The following is a 16,078-nucleotide window of genomic DNA, read 5'->3' as shown; positions in this document are numbered from 1 at the left end:
CCGATGCCGATGTTCACGATGTTCCTGATGCGCTTGCCGGTGTGGCCGGTCCACTCACCCGAGCGGACCCGGCCGGCGAAGTCGGCCATCTTGTCCAGCACGGCGTGCACCGCCGGGACGACGTTCTCCCCGTCGACCTCGATCACCGCGTCCCGCGGGGCGCGCAGCGCGGTGTGCAGCACCGCACGGCCCTCGGTGACGTTGATCTTCTCGCCCCGGAACATCGCGTCACGCAGGCCGAACACGTCGGTCGCGGCAGCCAGGTCACGCAGCAGTCGCAGCGTCTCGTCGGTGACCAGGTGCTTGGAGTAGTCGACGTGCAGATCGCCGACCTGGAGCGTGTAGCCGGAGCCGCGCGCGGGGTCGGCCGCGAACAGGTCCCGAAGAAGGGTCCCCTCGAGCTCCTCGCGGTGCTTGGCCAGCGCGGTCCACTCGGGCCGCTGGTTGAGCCTGGTACGGCTGTCTGCGTTCATCTCGGACTTCCGCCTTCTTTCCTGCGTGTGCTGCTGCGTACCTTGCCCCACTGCCGGTCCCAACCTAATTGATCAGGGCTTGACGTGACCTGTCGTGACGCCGTCGTCCGGCTCAACAACAGATACGTCCGGCTTGAGCACAGGTATCAACGAGGTGACGGCCAGCCCGAACAGCACGGCCGCGAACAGCGCCGGCCCGTTCAGCCCGTACGCCCCCGCCACGGCTCCGCCCAGCAGGGCGCCGAGCGGGGCCCGGGAGGTCGAGGCCGTGCGGAACGCGGAGCTGATGCGGCCCACCATGGATTCCGGGCTGCGCTGCTGCATCAGCGTGACCTGGTTGACGTTCCACACCATGCCCATCGCGCCGAGCAGCACCATGCCCACGAGGAGAGCGCCCAGGTGGCGGACGGTGCCGATGAGCACCAGGGACGAGGTCTGGACGCACCCGGCCAGGAACAGACTGCGGGCCCGCCCGATCCGCCGGGCGACCCGCTGGGCGACGAAGCCGCCACAGAGGCTGCCCGCGGAGTACGCCGTCATCGCCGCCGCGTACCCCGCGTTCCCCGTGTGCAGCCAGCGCGTCACGTGCAGCACCAGGGTGGCGATGAGCGCGCCCATGCCGATGTTGCACAGCAGGGTGGCCACGCAGGTCGCGCGCAGCACCCGGTCGTGCCACAAGGCTCGCAGGCCCTCGCCCATCTCGGCGCGCAGGGTGCTCCCGGCCGGACGCGGGTCCCGCTCGGGCGCTCGTATCCGCAGGGAGGCCACCAACGCCGCGGCCAGCAGATAACTGGCCGCGTCCGCCATGAAGGGCATGGCGGCCCCGACGGTCAGCAGCAGCGGCACGAAGGGGCCCGCGAGCAGGCCTCCGGCAAGCTGTTGGCCGGTCATCAGCCGGGCGTTGGCGCTGCCGAGGACAGCACGGTCGACCAGGGACGGCAGCAGGGCCGTGGAGGCGTTGTCGAAAAGGGTCTGGAGGGTGGTCAGGGTGAAGGCGAGGGCGATCAGCAGGGCGATCGACGCGTGCCCGAGCGCGACGGCCAGGGCGAAGCAGGCCACCAGCGCGCCGCGCACGGTGTCCACGGCCCACATCGCCCGCCGCTGGTCCACGCGGTCCGCGATCGCTCCGCCCAGCAGCCCGAAGAGCAGCCACGGGAGATAGCCGCAGGCCGTCACCACGGCGATGACAAACGGATCGTCGGTGAGCCGCACGGCGAGCAGCGGCAGCGCGGCGGTGCGCAGGGCGTCCCCGAACCGCGACACCACGGCCGCGGTCCACAGCCGTCCGAACCCCCCGCGCCACGCGGACGCTCGCACACCCGCCACCTCGACCGTCGTCACAACGCCCCCTCCGGTTCCGCCACTTCAAGAACCGTAGAGGGCACCACTGACAATCGGCCTCGGCCTCGGCGCGGTCGCGCGAAGCCCTGAGATCACCCCGGGCTCCACGCGGTCAGGCAGGGCCCTGAGCTCGCCTCGGGCTCGAGACCCAGCCGGGCGACGCCATGAGATCACCTCGGGGCTCGACACAGCCGGGCTCGGCCCTGAGATCACCCCGGGCTCGACGAGACCGGGCAGCGACCTCCGACGACTCCGTCGGCCTCAGCCCAACCGGACCCGCTCTGAGGCCAGGCACGGTCTGAGGCCGGACCCGCTCTGAGGCCAGGCACGGGCATCCGCACGCGATACAGCTCCGGCCAGGCACCCCTCGGTGCCCGGCCGGTTCTCAACTTCTAGATCTCGCCCCGCAATTTGGCGAGCGCCTCGGCGAGGATCGCCTCACCATCGGCGTCGCTGCGCCGCTCCCGTACATACGCGAGGTGCGTCTTGTACGGTTCGGTGCGCGGCGGGTCCGGCGGGTTGTCCCGGTCCTGTCCTGCGGGGAAGCCGCAGCGCGGGCAGTCCCAGGTGTCGGGAACCTGCGCGTCGCTGGCGAAGCTGGGCTGCGTCTCGTGCCCGTTGGAGCACCAGAAGGAGATGCGCAGCCGGGGCGCGGACTCGCCACGCTCGGCCTCGCCCATCGGCCCCGCCCCGACCCGGCTTCCTCGGATCGCGTTGCCACTTGCCACGGTCGTAACTCCCTGCGTGATGGTGCCGCGAAGCGAGTCGGCGTGACGCTTCGCTGCGAGCGCCTCAGTCTACGTAAGGCCCAACGCGCGTCCAGTGATGGGAGTTACCTGCCCGCCTCTAGACGCAAGCCCCATGATAGGCCGCGCCTGCGGGCGCGTACCGGACATGGGGCCTTACGTGCGGAATGTGCTTGCGTTATGTGCAGTTGTGCTGCTGTACCGATGTCAGCCGGTGATCAGTTGTTGACCTTCATCAGGATGCCGAGCACCATAATGCACGCGAACCAGAGCAGACCGATCACCACGGTGATGCGGTCGAGGTTGCGCTCGGCGACCGAGGAGCCGCCGACGGACGACTGCATGCCGCCACCGAACATGTCGGAGAGACCGCCGCCCTTCCCCTTGTGCATCAGCACCAGCAGCATCAGCAGCAGGCTGAAGACGATCAGGGCGATCGAGAACCCCATAACCACGGCTGGACCAACTTCCTCGGATCTGGATCGACGACGGGGGCCGAAGCTCGGTTTGTGAGCTCTAGATGCTCACAAGGAAAGCCTCCGGCCCCCGCAAGGGTACGACGGATCGTCGCTAGCGCATACTCACTGCTGGGCTCACTGGTCGCGGAACCGGACGATCTTGACGAACTCGTCCGCGTCCAGCGAGGCGCCGCCGACCAGGGCACCGTCGATGTCGGGCTTCGCCATGATCTCGGCGACGTTCCCGGACTTCACGGAGCCGCCGTACTGGATGCGGACCTGGTCGGCCAGCTCCTGCGAGTACAGCTCGGCGAGCTTGCCGCGGATCGCCGCGCAGACCTCCTGGGCGTCGTCGGCGCCGCAGACCTTGCCGGTCCCGATGGCCCAGACGGGCTCGTACGCGATCACGATCGACTCGACCTGCTCGGCCGGGACGTCCTTGAGACCGCCCTCGACCTGCGCGAGCGTGTGCGTGACGTGGTTGCCCGCCTCACGGACCTCCAGCTCCTCGCCGACGCACAGGATCGGGGTCAGACCGTGCTTGTAGGCACTCTTGACCTTGGCGTTGACGATCTCGTCGGTCTCGTGGTGGTACTGCCGGCGCTCGGAGTGCCCGATCACGACGTACGTGCACTTCAGCTTGGCCAGCATCGGGCCCGAGATCTCGCCGGTGTAGGCACCGGAGTCGTGCGCCGAGACGTCCTGGGCGCCGTACTTGATCTTGAGCTTGTCACCGTCGACCAGGGTCTGCACGGAGCGCAGGTCGGTGAAGGGCGGCAGGACGGCGACCTCACAGGCCTCGTAGTCCTTGTCGGCCAGGGCGAAGGCGAGCTTCTGGACGTGCGCGATGGCCTCGAGGTGGTTGAGGTTCATCTTCCAGTTGCCCGCCATCAGCGGCGTGCGCCCAGAAGAAAAAGATGCAGCCATTAAGGTCAGTCCTCCAGTGCGGCGAGGCCGGGGAGCGTCTTGCCCTCGAGGTATTCGAGGGAGGCGCCGCCGCCGGTCGAGATGTGGCCGAATGCCGTCTCGTCGAAGCCCAGGATGCGGACGGCCGCGGCGGAGTCGCCACCGCCGACGACCGTGAAGGCCGGGGAGTCGAGAAGGGCCTGGGCGACCGCCTTGGTGCCCTCGGCGTAGTCGGGGTGCTCGAAGACGCCCATGGGGCCGTTCCAGAAGACGGTGGCCGCGTCGGCGAGCTTCGAGGCGTACAGCTTGCGGGTCTCAGGACCGATGTCGAGACCCTCCTGGTCGTCCGGGATGGCGTCCGCGGCGACCGTGGTGGGGTTGGCCGGCGCCTTGGTCTTCAGGTCCGGGAACTCGGGGGCGACCAGGACGTCGAGGGGGAGCACCAGCTCGACGCCGTTCTTCTCGGCGCGCTCCATGTACTCCTTGACGACCGGAACCTGGTCCTCCTGGAGGAGGGAGATGCCGACCTCGTACCCCTTGGCCTTGAGGAAGGTGTACGCCATGCCGCCACCGATGAGCAGACGGTCGGCCTTGCCGAGCAGCTGGTCGATGACGGCGAGCTTGTCGGAGACCTTGGCGCCGCCGAGCGCGACCACGTAGGGACGCTGGACGTCCTCGGTGAGCTTCTTCAGGACGCCGACCTCGGTGGCGATGAGGTAGCCGGCGTAGTGCGGCAGGCGCGCCGGGAGGTCGTACACGGAGGCGTGCTTGCGGTGCACGGCCCCGAAACCGTCGCCCACGTAGACATCGGCCAGGGCCGCGAGCTGGTCGGCGAACTCGCCGCGCTCGGTGTCGTCCTTGGACGTCTCGCCTGCGTTGAAGCGCAGGTTCTCGATGACGGCGACCTGGCCGGGCTCGAGGCCGTTGACGGCGTCGTGGGCGGCGGGGCCGACGGTGTCCTGGGCGAACGCGACCGGAGCGCCGAGGAGTTCACCGAGGCGCTCGGCGGGCTGCAGCAGGGAGAAAGCCGGGTCCGGGGCACCCTTGGGGCGGCCCAGGTGCGAGGCGACGACCACCTTGGCGCCCGCGTCCGCGAGGGCCTTGATGGTCGGCAGGACGGCGCGGATGCGGCCGTCGTCGGTGATGAGGCCGTCGGCCAGCGGCACGTTCAAGTCGGCGCGGACGAAGACCCGCTTGCCGTCCACGCCTTCGGCGAGAAGTTCGTCGATCGTCTTCATAAGTGGACTCCTGAGGGGGCTCTGATGTTTGTCCCGCGAATGCATCAGCCATCGATCGAGGAACCACGATGGCGAGCAGCCAGGTCCGCGAGAGCGGCGGCGGTTCAGCCGCAAAAAGGGGGCCCGGACAGCGCGGCGTTGCGCTGCCCGAGCCCTGTGCTCACATCGAGGTGCCTGCTCCGGGACTTAGAGCTGGCCGCCGACGAAGACCGTGAGGTCGACGAGGCGGTTGGAGTAGCCCCACTCGTTGTCGTACCAGCCGAGGATCTTCACCGAGTTGCCCTCCTGGACCATGGTCAGGGAGGAGTCGAAGGTGCAGGAGGCCGGGTCGCCGACGATGTCCGAGGAGACGATCGGGTCCTCGGTGTACGCCAGGTAGCCCTTGAGGTCGCCGTCCTCGGAGGCCTTCTTGAACGCGGCGTTGACCTCGTCCTTGGTGACCTCGCGCTGCAGCGTCACGACCAGGTCGGTGGCCGAGCCGGTCGGGACCGGGACGCGCATGGCGATGCCGTCCAGCTTGCCCTTGAGCTGCGGGAGGACCAGGGCGGTGGCCTTGGCGGCACCGGTGGTGGTCGGGATGATGTTCTCGGCGGCGGCGCGGGCGCGACGCAGGTCCGAGTGCGGGAAGTCCAGGATGCGCTGGTCGTTCGTGTACGCGTGGACCGTCGTCATCAGGCCCTTGACGATGCCGAAGTTCTCGTCGAGCACCTTGGCCATCGGCGCCACACAGTTGGTGGTGCAGGAGGCGTTGGAGATGACGTGGTGCTTCGCCGGCTCGTACTTGTCCTGGTTGACGCCCATCACGATGGTGATGTCCTCGTCCTTGGCCGGAGCCGAGATGAGGACCTTCTTGGCGCCGCCGGCGATGTGCTTCTCGGCGTCGGCCTTCTTCGTGAAGATGCCGGTCGACTCGATGACGATGTCGACGCCGAGCTCGCCCCACGGGATGTCGGCGGGGTTGCGCTCGGACAGGACCTTGATGGTGTGGCCGTCGACGGTGATGGCGTCGGCGGTGTGCGTCACCTCGGCCTTGAGGCGGCCCAGGATGGTGTCGTACTTCAGCAAGTGAGCGGTGGTCGCGGTGTCACCCAGGTCGTTGACAGCCACGATCTCGATGTCTGCACCCTGCTCCAGCAGCGCGCGGAAGTAGTTACGACCGATGCGGCCAAAGCCGTTGATGCCTACGCGGATCGTCACGAACCGATCTCCTCGTTAGGTACGCCGGCTCAGATGCCGGCGAGTTGTATGGGATGTCCCCGACCGCCTACGACCCTACCTCCCTGAGGCGTCTGTGGTGACATCGAGATGCCCCATACACGGCAGGGTGTTCCGTACCCACCAGTAGGGGTACGGAACACCCTCCGTGTTGACGGGAGTGCCGCTCAGGGTCAGCTCTCCAGTGCGGCGAGCGCCTTCTTGACGAGGGCCGTGCGGTCGGCCGCAGCGGTGACGTGCTCCAGGCCGAAGCCCAGCAGCACGGTGTCGCCCGTGGTGACCGCTCCGTACGTCTTGAAGAGCTCTCCGTAGCGCGCCCAGTCCTTGAGGACGGCCGGGCTGCCCGCGGGCGGTCCGGGAACGCTCCAGGCGCCGAGTGAGGCCTCGAAGCCCTCGGTCTGGGTGGCGGTGCCGCCGACGACGAGCGAGGCGTCGTCGGCGAGGACGCCGTGGCCGCCGCTGCTCGGGTCGGTGACGTAGCTCAGCGAGACCTCGACCGACTTGCCGGCGTAGGCGCTCAGGTCGAAGGCGACCTGCTGCCAGCCGGCGGAGGCGCCGGTGAAGCTGTTCCACGCGCCGCTGGTGCCGGTGTTGGTGCAGCCGGCGGAGCTCACGGTCAGATAGTGCTTGAGCCAGGGGTGCTCGCCGACGAGGAATCCGGCCTCGCACTCCGCGGGAACGGTGGTGCTGGTGGCCCCGCCCGCCTCCGGGAGTGTCGTCCAGTCGTCGGCCCCGGTGGTGTGGACTTCGAGCAGCGCGTGGTCGTAGCCGGGCTCGGTGTCCCACAGGAGCTGGGTGCGCAGCGTCGGCTTGTCGGCCGCGCTGACACCGGTGAGGTCGATGGTGCGGGTGAGGCGCTTGTAGGCGTCGTCGGTGTGGACCGCGGCGGCCATGGACGCGCCCGCGTACGGCCCGTACGGGTTGACGGTCCCGGTGAACTGGCCCGCTCCCGCGCTCGACGCGAACTGCGGGTACTGCGCCGCGGCCAGCGTGTCCGAGGTGACGCCGTAGGTGCCCGCCGCGTTCAGCGGGTTGCCCGGCGCGCCGCCGAGCGCTCCCGTGGCGCCGCCGAGCTTCCCGGCGCCGGCGAAGCCGGTGGCCCCCGGGGTGGACGTACGGGAGTAGGCACCCAGGTAGTACTGGCTGAAGTCATTCGAAAGAGTGCCGCCGCCGAGGTCGACGCTGCCGCCGGCCAGCTCGCCCGCCTCGATCAGCTTGCCGCCCTCGTTCAGGAAGGCGCGCAGCTGGAGCTGCGTGGCGTTGCCCGGCCGTACGCCGCCGGTGTAGTGGACGACCGTCTTGAAGTGGTCCAGCACACCGAGTGCATCCGGTGCGCCCAGGGTCGCGACGTCCCAGACGAGCGACTTCCTGCCGTTGGCCTTCAGCGCGTCGACGTAGGTCTGCGCCTGCGTGGCCGTCGCGCCTTCTTCGGCGACCACGAGCGTGTCGGCGCGGGGCCGTTTCGCCACGGTGTACGTGAAGTGCGTGCTGGAGGTGGGCTTTCCGCTCCGGGTCTCGCCGGTGAACCAGACCTCGACCTTGTCACCCGGTTCGCCGTCCTGGACCTTGGCGCGGTACTCGTCGAAGTAGATGTTGTCGCCGCCGCCGTAGGTCTCGCCGCCCTTCCAGGGCTTGAGCGCCATGTCCTGCGTACGGCCGCCGTTGACGCGGTACTTGAGCTCCTTGTCGCGTACGGACTTGCGGACGACGACGGAGACCTCCTGGTCGGCGCCGCGGGAGTGCGACGTCGTGAAGGCGGCCGGGGTGAAGTCGGGCACGTCGAGGCCGACCGAGGAGGACGGCCGGTCGGGGTGGCCCGCGGTCTCGGCGACGGAGAGCGCGAACGGGATGTTCTTCTCGAATTCCTGCTCGATCAGCTTCTCGTCGTCCGGGAACGTGAAGACGGAAGCGCAGTCGGCCGCGTTCCAGGCGTCGTTCGGGTCGATGTTCGACGCGGTCTGGCAGGTCGACATCTCGGGGGTGAACATCGCCATCCCGTTGACGTTGCCCGCGTGGCCGTCCGCCTCACCGTTGGTGGTGTACAGCTCGGAGGAGACCTGCGGGTGATAGCCGGGGATCGCCGAGTTCTCGGGCGTTCCGGCGAGCGCCTTGTAGAGCACGTCGTCCGGGGTCGGCGTCGCCACCTGCCAGCCCACTCCGTAGAGGAGCAGTTCGGCGGCGGAGTGGTAGTTGATGCCGTACGTGAAGCCGATGCGCTTCTCGAAGGCGTCGAGTGCCCTGGTCTCGGGCTCGGAGCTGGGGCTCGTGCCGCGGTAGGTCTCGCTGGTGGGGTTGGGGGACGAACCCTCGTCGTCGTAGCCCCACTTGTAGGCGAAGTTGCGGTTGAGGTCGACGCCGTCGCCGGTGGTGATGATGCCGTCGCCGTTCACGTCCCGCAGGTTCTTGCGCCACTGGCGCTCGTCCGCGCCCTTGAACGTGTAGTCGTAGCCATCGGGGTTGGCCGACAGGACGAACCACAGCTCGGTGGAATCGACGATCTTCTTGATGCGCTTGTTCGTCGCGTAGTTGTCCAAGTAGTAGTGCATCAGACGCCGTGTCATCTCGGGCGTGATCCACTCGCGCGCGTGCTGGTTGGACAGATACAGCACGGACGGCTTGGCACCGTCCTTGGTCTTCTTGGCGCCCTTGGTCAGTTTGAGCGCCAGGATGTCCTGGCCGTTGACGGTCTTGCCGATGGAGACGACCTTGGTGAGGTCGGGGTGGGCCGCGCCGGTCTTGACGATCTCCTCCTGGAGATTGCCCTTTCCGCTGTACGGGCGGAACACCCCCTGCGCCGCGTCCGCGACGCGGTCGTCCGCCTTCGCGGAGAGCGTGTGCTCGGTGAGCTCCACGCCCTGCTTCTCCAGCTTTTTGGCCTGCTGGTCGGTGACGTAGACCTCGACGGTGCTCTTGCCGTTCTTCCAGGTCGTGTCACCGAGTTCGTGCCCGTCCTGGCCGGCCGCGAGCAGCAGGGGTATCTGCTGCTTCGTGACCTCGGCGCGGAACACCTTCACGGCGTTCGCGTCGGGCTTGGGTGAACTGCCGCTCTGCGCCTGGGCGATGGGCGCGATGCCCGCACCGCCCAGCAGGAGCGCGCCCGTAGCGAGGATCGCTCTCGCTCTTCGTCTCATGAGCCCCCCTTGCACTGGTCCGCCACAGTGGCGAACAGATGCCAGGCTCATGACAGTTCATGATCGAGTCAAGGGTGCCTCATGGACACACAAACGCCGGTGCCGACCTCCCAAGTGGGTGTCGGCACCGGCGTGTTGAGCTTCTTGTGATCAATTGGGGGGATCAGCTGAGGGAGTCAGCTGGGGTCAGCTGGGGAGATCAGCCTGCGAGGTTGTCCGCCATCTCCTCGGTGAGGTTCGACTCCGTCCCGGGGATGCCGAGGTCCTGTGCCCGCTTGTCGGCCATGGCGAGCAGCCGGCGGATACGGCCGGCGACGGCGTCCTTGGTCAGCGGCGGATCGGCGAGCGCGCCCAGCTCCTCCAGGGAGGCCTGCTTGTGTTCCATGCGCAGCCGGCCGGCCGCCGCGAGGTGCTCCGGGACCTCGTCGGCGAGGATCTCCAGGGCGCGCTGCACACGGGCTCCGGCGGCGACGGCGGCGCGGGCCGAGCGGCGCAGGTTCGCGTCGTCGAAGTTGGCGAGACGGTTCGCCGTCGCGCGGACCTCGCGGCGCATCCGCCGCTCCTCCCAGGCCAGCACGGACTCGTGCGCGCCGAGGCGGGTGAGCAGGGCCCCGATCGCGTCTCCGTCCCGTACGACCACCCGGTCCACGCCGCGCACCTCGCGGGCCTTCGCGGCGATCGACAGACGGCGGGCGGCGCCGACCAGCGCGAGCGCGGCCTCCGGGCCCGGGCAGGTCACCTCGAGGGACGAGGAACGGCCCGGCTCGGTCAGCGAGCCGTGCGCCAGGAACGCGCCGCGCCAGGCCGCCTCGGCGTCGCAGGTGGCCCCCGAGACCACCTGCGGCGGCAGGCCCCGGATCGGGCGCCCACGGCCGTCCACGAGCCCCGTCTGGCGGGCCAGCTGGTCGCCGCCCGCGACGACGCGTACGACATAGCGGGAGCCGCGGCGCAGACCGCCGGGCGCCATCACGATCAGTTCGGAGCTGTGGCCGAAGATCTCCAGGATGTCCCGCTTCAGCCGGCGCGCCGCCATCGCGGTGTCCAGCTCCGCCTCGATCACGATCCGGCCGCTCACCAGGTGAAGGCCGCCGGCGAACCGCAGAATGGCGGAGACCTCCGCCTTTCTGCAGCAGGTCCGGGTGACGGGGAGCCGGGAGATCTCATCCTTCACCGCTGCCGTCATCGCCATGGGCCGATCCTTCCATGCATCCGAAAAATACGGTCGTACGCGGCGGCCAACAGCTCCGGGTCGTGCCGCGGAGATCCGTCGGTCCGGGCCACCGGCGCCAGCTCGACCGCGGCGCCGAACCGCTTGGCGGCATCGGTGAGTGAGTCGCGGTCGGGCACGGCGGCCTCGTCGGCCAGCACCACGTCCAGGGCGAGTTTAGGGGCGTGTCGTCCCAAAACCTCCAAATGACGCTGCGGGGAGAAGCCTTCGGTTTCTCCGGGCTGCGGGGCGAGGTTCAGGGAGAGTACCCGGCGCGCCTTCGTCTGGGTGAGCGCGTCGAGCAGCTCGGGCACCAGCAGGTGCGGAATGACCGAGGAGAACCAGGAGCCGGGGCCGAGGACCACCCAGTCGGCGTCCAGGACCGCCTCGACCGCCTCGGGGACGGCGGGCGGGTCGTGCGGCACGACGTGCACGGACTGCACCTCACCGGGCGTGAGCGCCACGGTCGCCTGCCCCCGTACCGTCTCGATCTCGTCGGGCCGGTCCGGGTCGTGCCCCTTGACCAGGGCCTGGAGCTCCAGGGGTACGGCGGACATGGGCAGCACGCGCCCGTGCGCGCCCAGCAGCTTGCCGACCAGGTCCAGGGCCTGAACGTGGTCGCCGAGCTGCTCCCAGAGGGCGACGATCAGCAGATTGCCGACCGCGTGCTCGTGCAGGTCGCCCTTGGACTGGAAGCGGTGCTGGATGACGCGGGCCCAGGTCTGGCCCCAGTCGTCGTCGCCGCACAGCGCGGCCAGGGCCTTGCGCAGGTCGCCGGGCGGGAGCACTCCCAGCTCGTCGCGCAGACGCCCGCTGGAGCCGCCGTCGTCGGCCACGGTGACGACGGCGGTGAGATCGCCGGTGATCCGGCGCAGCGCGGCGAGCGAGGCGGACAGGCCCATACCGCCGCCGAGGGCGACGACCTTGGGCTGGGTGCCGCGGCGGCGCGGCTTCCCGCCGCGCGCCTCGGCGGGCTTGCCACCGCGTCCCTCGGGGGTGACGCGGCGCAGCCTGCTCAGCCGCAGTGCGGCACGTCCGGTCACTCGCGCCCCATGTCCCGGTGCACGACCACGGTCTCCACGCCCTGGGAGACGAGACGGGCGGCGAGCTTCTCGGAGGTGGCGACCGAGCGGTGCTTGCCGCCGGTGCAGCCGACCGCGATGGTCACATAGCGCTTGCCCTCGCGCCGGTATCCGGCCGCGATGAGCTGGAGCAGTTCGGCATAGTGGTCGAGGAACTCCTTGGCCCCGGGCTGGTTGAAGACGTACGCCGCGACCTCCTCGTTCAGGCCGGTGAAGGGGCGCAGCTCCGGGACCCAGTGCGGGTTCGGCAGGAAGCGCATGTCCACGACCAGGTCGGCGTCGACCGGCAGGCCGTACTTGAAGCCGAAGGACATGACGGTGGCCCGCAGCTCGGGCTCCTCCTCGCCGGCGAACTGGGCGTCCATCTTGGCGCGCAGCTCGTGCACGTTCAGGCTGGAGGTGTCGATGACCAGGTCGGCGTCGCCGCGCAGCTCGCGCAGCAGCTCGCGCTCGGCGTCGATGCCGTCGACGATGCGGCCGTCACCCTGGAGGGGGTGCGGGCGGCGCACGGACTCGAAGCGGCGCACCAGGGCCTCGTCGGAGGACTCCAGGAAGACGATCCGCCGGGTGACGCTCTTGGACTCGAGGTCGGCGAGGGATTCGCGGAGGTTGTCGAAGAAGCGGCGGCCGCGTACGTCGACGACGACCGCGATCCTGGCCACGTTGCCCTGGGAGCGGGCGCCGAGCTCCACCATGGTGGGGATCAGCGCGGGCGGCAGGTTGTCGACGACGAACCAGCCGAGGTCCTCCAGACACTTGGCGGCCGTCGACCGGCCCGCTCCGGACATACCGGAGATGATCACCAGCTCGGGGATGGCCGTGTCGGGAACCCCGGCCGTTTCGATGCCCGTACCCACCTGTGCTCCGTCTTCCTGGGGTGCTTCCTGCTCCGCCGGATCTTCGCCTGTTCCCTTGTGGGCTTCCTGTGTCCCCTCGGGCGCTTCCTGGCCCTGCACCGGGCGTTCCTTATCGCGCGCGTCGTTCTCGGTCATCTCTCCTGCCCCCGTCGCTCGTCCGAGGCGCCCGCGGTCACGGGCTCCTCCGGGGAGCCCGCCGTCGTTTCGGGCGCCCCGTCTTCCACGTCTTCCATGATCTCTCCAGTCGCCGTGTTCACGGCGGGGGCGGCCGGGGCCGCCTGGGCGAGGGCCACAGCGATCGTCTCGGCCGTCTTGCGGCCTATACCGGGAACCTCGCAGATCTGGTCGACCGTCGCGGATCGCAGCTTTTTCACTGAGCCGAAGTGCTTGATCAGCGCCTGCTTGCGGGTCTCGCCCAGGCCCGGCACATCGTCCAGCGGGCTCGACCTGAAGCGCTTGGCCCGCTTGGTGCGCTGGTAGGTGATCGCGAAGCGGTGGGCCTCGTCACGGACCCGCTGGAGCAGATAGAGCCCCTCGCTGGTGCGCGGCAGGACCACCGGGTCGTCCTCGTCCGGCAGCCACACCTCCTCCAGGCGCTTGGCCAGGCCGCAGACGGCGATGTCGTCGATGCCGAGCTCGTCGAGGGCCTTCTTGGCGGCCGCCACCTGCGGCTGGCCGCCGTCGACGACGACGAGTTGAGGGGGGTAGGCGAACCGCTTGGGACGGCCGTCCTCCTCGGTGAGCCCGGTCTCGCCGTCGGTCCACTCCCCCGTCCTCTCCTTCTCGGCGAGATAGCGCCGGAAGCGGCGGGTGATCACCTCGTGCATGGAGCGGACGTCGTCCTGGCCCTCGAAGCCCTTGATCTGGAAGCGCCGGTACTCGCCCTTGCGCTGGAGGCCGTCCTCGAAGACCACCATCGACGCCACGACGTCGTCACCCTGGAGGTGCGAGATGTCGTAGCACTCGATCCGCAGGGGCGCGCTGTCCAGGTCGAGGGCGCCGGCGATCTCCTCCAGGGCGCGCGAGCGGGTGGTGAGGTCGGAGGCGCGCTTGGTCTTGTGCAGGGCGAGCGCCTGGAGCGCGTTGCGCTGCACGGTCTCCATGAGGGCCTTCTTGTCGCCGCGCTGCGGGATGCGCAGCGACACGATCGATCCGCGGCGCTCGGTGAGCCACTCCTGGACGGGCTCCACCGGGTCGGGCAGCGCCGGGACGAGCACCTCCTTGGGGACGGAGTCGCCCGTCTCCTCCCCGTAGAGCTGCTGGAGCGCGTGCTCGACGAGGTCGGCGGTGGTGACGGCCTCCACCTTGTCGGTGACCCAGCCGCGCTGGCCGCGCACCCGCCCCCCGCGCACGTGGAAGATCTGGACGGCGGCTTCCAGCTCGTCCTCGGCCACGGCCATCAGGTCGGCGTCGGTGGCGTCGGCGAGCACGACCGCGTTCTTCTCCATGGCTTTCTTCAGGGCCTCGATGTCGTCGCGCAGGCGGCCCGCCCGCTCGTACTCCATCTCCTCGGCCGCGTCCGTCATCTGCTTTTCCAGACGCCGGATGTACGTCCCCGTGCGCCCGGCCATGAAGTCGCTGAACTCCTCGGCCAGGTCGCGGTGTTCCTCGGCGGAGACGCGGCCGACGCAGGGCGCCGAGCATTTGCCGATGTAGCCGAGGAGGCAGGGGCGGCCCGTGCGGGCCGCGTTCTTGAAGACACCGGCGGAGCAGGTGCGGACCGGGAAGACGCGGAGCAGCAGGTCCACGGTGTCGCGGATCGCCCACGCGTGACCGTACGGGCCGAAATAGCGCACGCCCTTGCGCTTCTGGCCGCGCATCACCTGCACGCGCGGGAACTCCTCGTTCATCGTCACGGCGAGGTAGGGGTAGCTCTTGTCGTCGCGGTACTTGACGTTGAACCGGGGGTCGAACTCCTTGATCCAGGAGTACTCCAGCTGAAGCGCCTCGACCTCTGTGGACACGACCGTCCACTCCACCGACGCGGCCGTGGTGACCATGGTGCGGGTGCGCGGGTGGAGGTTCGCCAGGTCCTGGAAGTAGCTCGCCAGGCGCTGGCGCAGGCTCTTCGCCTTTCCGACGTAGATCACCCGGCGGTGCTCGTCGCGGAATTTGTACACCCCGGGAGAGTCCGGGATCTGTCCCGGCTTGGGGCGGTAGCTGGAGGGGTCGGCCATGTCACACACCCTACTGGCGGGGGCTGACACCGCGACGACCCTGTGGACAACGCCGGGAGGCATGCCGGACAGGGCCTGGCGGGACTCCGGGAAGATCGGCACGGCCGGACCTGGCGGGACTCCAGGAAGATCGGCACGGCCGGGCCTGGTGGGCGTCCCGGCGCCAGGACGGCTGCCGAGTCCGGCTCCCGCGGCGGCGAGGGGTCGGCGACCGGGACGCCCTCGCGGATCCGGTCGAGCGATGCGGTCGGGTTGCCGGGGGGTGCGGGACCGGCGCGGCCGGGCGGAGTCGGGGGCGACTGCGCCCGGCCGTGGGGCGTGGTCAGCGGCGGCGTCGGCGCAGGGCTCGGGAGACACTGAGCGAGAGGGCGACGAGGGCTCCTGTCCCGGCCGTCACCGAGGCGATGACGACGGCGGGACCGGGACTCTCCGGGTCTCGGGGACGACCGGCCCCCGGGGATTCCGCGCCGTATCCCCCCGCCTCACCGGAGCGGGCGTACGCGGAGCCGCGGAGCTTGTCCGCGTACGCCCTGTGCACGCGGACGCGGTAGGCGGCGAGCGTCGTACCGTGCGCGCCGACCGCCTGCCGGGCGTCCGCGTCGAGGGGCTGCACGCGCGCGTCGCGCTCGACGTACCAGGCGTCGATCTGCGGCTCCTTGAAAACCGTGCCACCCGGCAGCAGGCGGGCGCCCAGGGCCGCGTACCGCGTCTCGTCGTCCCCGGAGGCGATGTTCACCACCTGCCAGCGGCCACCGCGTCGGCCGCCGCCGCTCCGGGGAATCGTCCACAGGGACGCCGTCCGCCCGTCGGACGAGACGGCCCGGGTCGCCAGGAAGGCAAGCCGGGCGACCGGAGCGTGGGCCCTGCCCGCCACGAAATCGGGCGAGAGGTAGTAGACCGGGACGGTGTCGTCCTCCACGCGCGCGTGGAGGGTTGATCCGGTCACCGAGTCTCCGCGGGCGGCGAAGAAGCGGGTGAGTTTGTCCAGGCTTGCGGGCGCGGCGGCGGCACGGTGGGCGGCGGCCACGGAGTCCGGGGAAGCCGAGAATGCCGGCCACGGGCTGTCACCAGCCCTGCCGGAGGGGCCGGCCTCGGCCCTGGCGTCGGCCCTGGCCGAGGAGACGTCGTCGGCCCGGTCGGAGGCGACGTCGTCGGCCTTGACGGAGGGAGCGGCCAGACCCAGCAGCAGGGTGGCGGAGCAGCCCGCGAGGACGGCGCCGCTGAGGCGGGTTCGTCGGGTCATCGCG

Annotated in this window: 12 protein-coding genes and 1 pseudogene; all 13 read right to left on the bottom strand. The window is 70.0% G+C overall.

The annotated features are described in order from the left end of the window. Nucleotides 1-473, bottom strand: a pseudogene (locus tag ACFVXA_RS14035) (glucose-6-phosphate isomerase); the annotation flags it as partial. 72 nt (nucleotides 474-545) lie between these two features. Further along, a complete protein-coding gene (locus tag ACFVXA_RS14030; protein WP_390025087.1) occupies nucleotides 546-1,814 on the bottom strand; it encodes an MFS transporter in 1,269 nt (422 codons plus the stop codon). Between the two features lie 392 nt (nucleotides 1,815-2,206). Then, complete coding sequence (locus ACFVXA_RS14025) at nucleotides 2,207-2,542, bottom strand: RNA polymerase-binding protein RbpA (RefSeq protein ID WP_003957010.1); 336 nt, start codon at nucleotides 2,540-2,542, stop codon at nucleotides 2,207-2,209. A gap of 236 nt (nucleotides 2,543-2,778) precedes the next feature. Further along, nucleotides 2,779-3,009: a preprotein translocase subunit SecG gene (secG, locus tag ACFVXA_RS14020; RefSeq protein ID WP_362025711.1), complete on the bottom strand. Its 231-nt coding sequence runs from the start codon at nucleotides 3,007-3,009 to the stop codon at nucleotides 2,779-2,781. 144 nt (nucleotides 3,010-3,153) lie between these two features. Next, nucleotides 3,154-3,909, bottom strand: coding sequence for a triose-phosphate isomerase (gene tpiA, locus ACFVXA_RS14015; RefSeq protein WP_362025743.1), 756 nt, complete (start codon nucleotides 3,907-3,909; stop codon nucleotides 3,154-3,156). Nucleotides 3,910-3,950: 41 nt separating this feature from the next. Beyond that, the gene (locus tag ACFVXA_RS14010) at nucleotides 3,951-5,162 is read right to left on the bottom strand and encodes a phosphoglycerate kinase (RefSeq protein ID WP_362025708.1); all 1,212 of its coding nucleotides are present in this window, start codon (nucleotides 5,160-5,162) and stop codon (nucleotides 3,951-3,953) included. Between the two features lie 186 nt (nucleotides 5,163-5,348). Beyond that, nucleotides 5,349-6,359 carry a type I glyceraldehyde-3-phosphate dehydrogenase gene (gene gap / locus ACFVXA_RS14005; protein WP_390025085.1) on the bottom strand — a complete coding sequence of 337 codons (1,011 nt, stop codon included), beginning with the start codon at nucleotides 6,357-6,359 and terminating at the stop codon, nucleotides 5,349-5,351. Nucleotides 6,360-6,550: 191 nt separating this feature from the next. Further along, nucleotides 6,551-9,508: a M14 family zinc carboxypeptidase gene (locus ACFVXA_RS14000; RefSeq protein ID WP_390025083.1), complete on the bottom strand. Its 2,958-nt coding sequence runs from the start codon at nucleotides 9,506-9,508 to the stop codon at nucleotides 6,551-6,553. Nucleotides 9,509-9,707: 199 nt separating this feature from the next. After that, nucleotides 9,708-10,697 (bottom strand): DNA-binding protein WhiA, encoded by a 990-nt coding sequence (whiA, locus tag ACFVXA_RS13995; RefSeq protein ID WP_010987695.1) that lies wholly within the window; start codon nucleotides 10,695-10,697, stop codon nucleotides 9,708-9,710. Continuing rightward, a complete protein-coding gene (gene yvcK, locus ACFVXA_RS13990) occupies nucleotides 10,688-11,758 on the bottom strand; it encodes a uridine diphosphate-N-acetylglucosamine-binding protein YvcK (RefSeq protein WP_383745451.1) in 1,071 nt (356 codons plus the stop codon). The genes whiA and yvcK overlap by 10 nt, the downstream gene beginning before the upstream one ends. Continuing rightward, the gene (rapZ, locus tag ACFVXA_RS13985) at nucleotides 11,755-12,789 is read right to left on the bottom strand and encodes an RNase adapter RapZ (protein ID WP_383906749.1); all 1,035 of its coding nucleotides are present in this window, start codon (nucleotides 12,787-12,789) and stop codon (nucleotides 11,755-11,757) included. The genes yvcK and rapZ overlap by 4 nt, the downstream gene beginning before the upstream one ends. Further along, nucleotides 12,786-14,831, bottom strand: a complete 2,046-nt coding sequence (gene uvrC, locus ACFVXA_RS13980) for an excinuclease ABC subunit UvrC (RefSeq protein ID WP_362025691.1) — start codon at nucleotides 14,829-14,831, stop codon at nucleotides 12,786-12,788. The genes rapZ and uvrC overlap by 4 nt, the downstream gene beginning before the upstream one ends. 322 nt (nucleotides 14,832-15,153) lie before the next feature. Then, nucleotides 15,154-16,074 (bottom strand): hypothetical protein, encoded by a 921-nt coding sequence (locus tag ACFVXA_RS13975; protein WP_390025081.1) that lies wholly within the window; start codon nucleotides 16,072-16,074, stop codon nucleotides 15,154-15,156. Between the last annotated feature and the right edge of the window lie 4 nt (nucleotides 16,075-16,078).

This window comes from Streptomyces sp. NPDC058246 (assembly GCF_042881985.1).
GTDB lineage: Bacteria > Actinomycetota > Actinomycetes > Streptomycetales > Streptomycetaceae > Streptomyces.
This window is presented reverse-complemented; position numbering and strand designations above follow the sequence as displayed.

Excerpts from the sequence above, each read along its gene's own strand:
- whiA (WP_010987695.1), bottom strand. The coding sequence starts at position 10,697 with ATGGCGATGACGGCAGCGGTGAAGGATGAGATCTCCCGGCTCCCCGTC.
- rapZ (WP_383906749.1), bottom strand. The coding sequence starts at position 12,789 with ATGACCGAGAACGACGCGCGCGATAAGGAACGCCCGGTGCAGGGCCAG.
- ACFVXA_RS14000 (WP_390025083.1), bottom strand. The coding sequence starts at position 9,508 with ATGAGACGAAGAGCGAGAGCGATCCTCGCTACGGGCGCGCTCCTGCTG.
- tpiA (WP_362025743.1), bottom strand. The coding sequence starts at position 3,909 with ATGGCGGGCAACTGGAAGATGAACCTCAACCACCTCGAGGCCATCGCG.
- secG (WP_362025711.1), bottom strand. The coding sequence starts at position 3,009 with ATGGGGTTCTCGATCGCCCTGATCGTCTTCAGCCTGCTGCTGATGCTG.
- ACFVXA_RS13975 (WP_390025081.1), bottom strand. The coding sequence starts at position 16,074 with ATGACCCGACGAACCCGCCTCAGCGGCGCCGTCCTCGCGGGCTGCTCC.
- ACFVXA_RS14010 (WP_362025708.1), bottom strand. The coding sequence starts at position 5,162 with ATGAAGACGATCGACGAACTTCTCGCCGAAGGCGTGGACGGCAAGCGG.
- uvrC (WP_362025691.1), bottom strand. The coding sequence starts at position 14,831 with ATGGCCGACCCCTCCAGCTACCGCCCCAAGCCGGGACAGATCCCGGAC.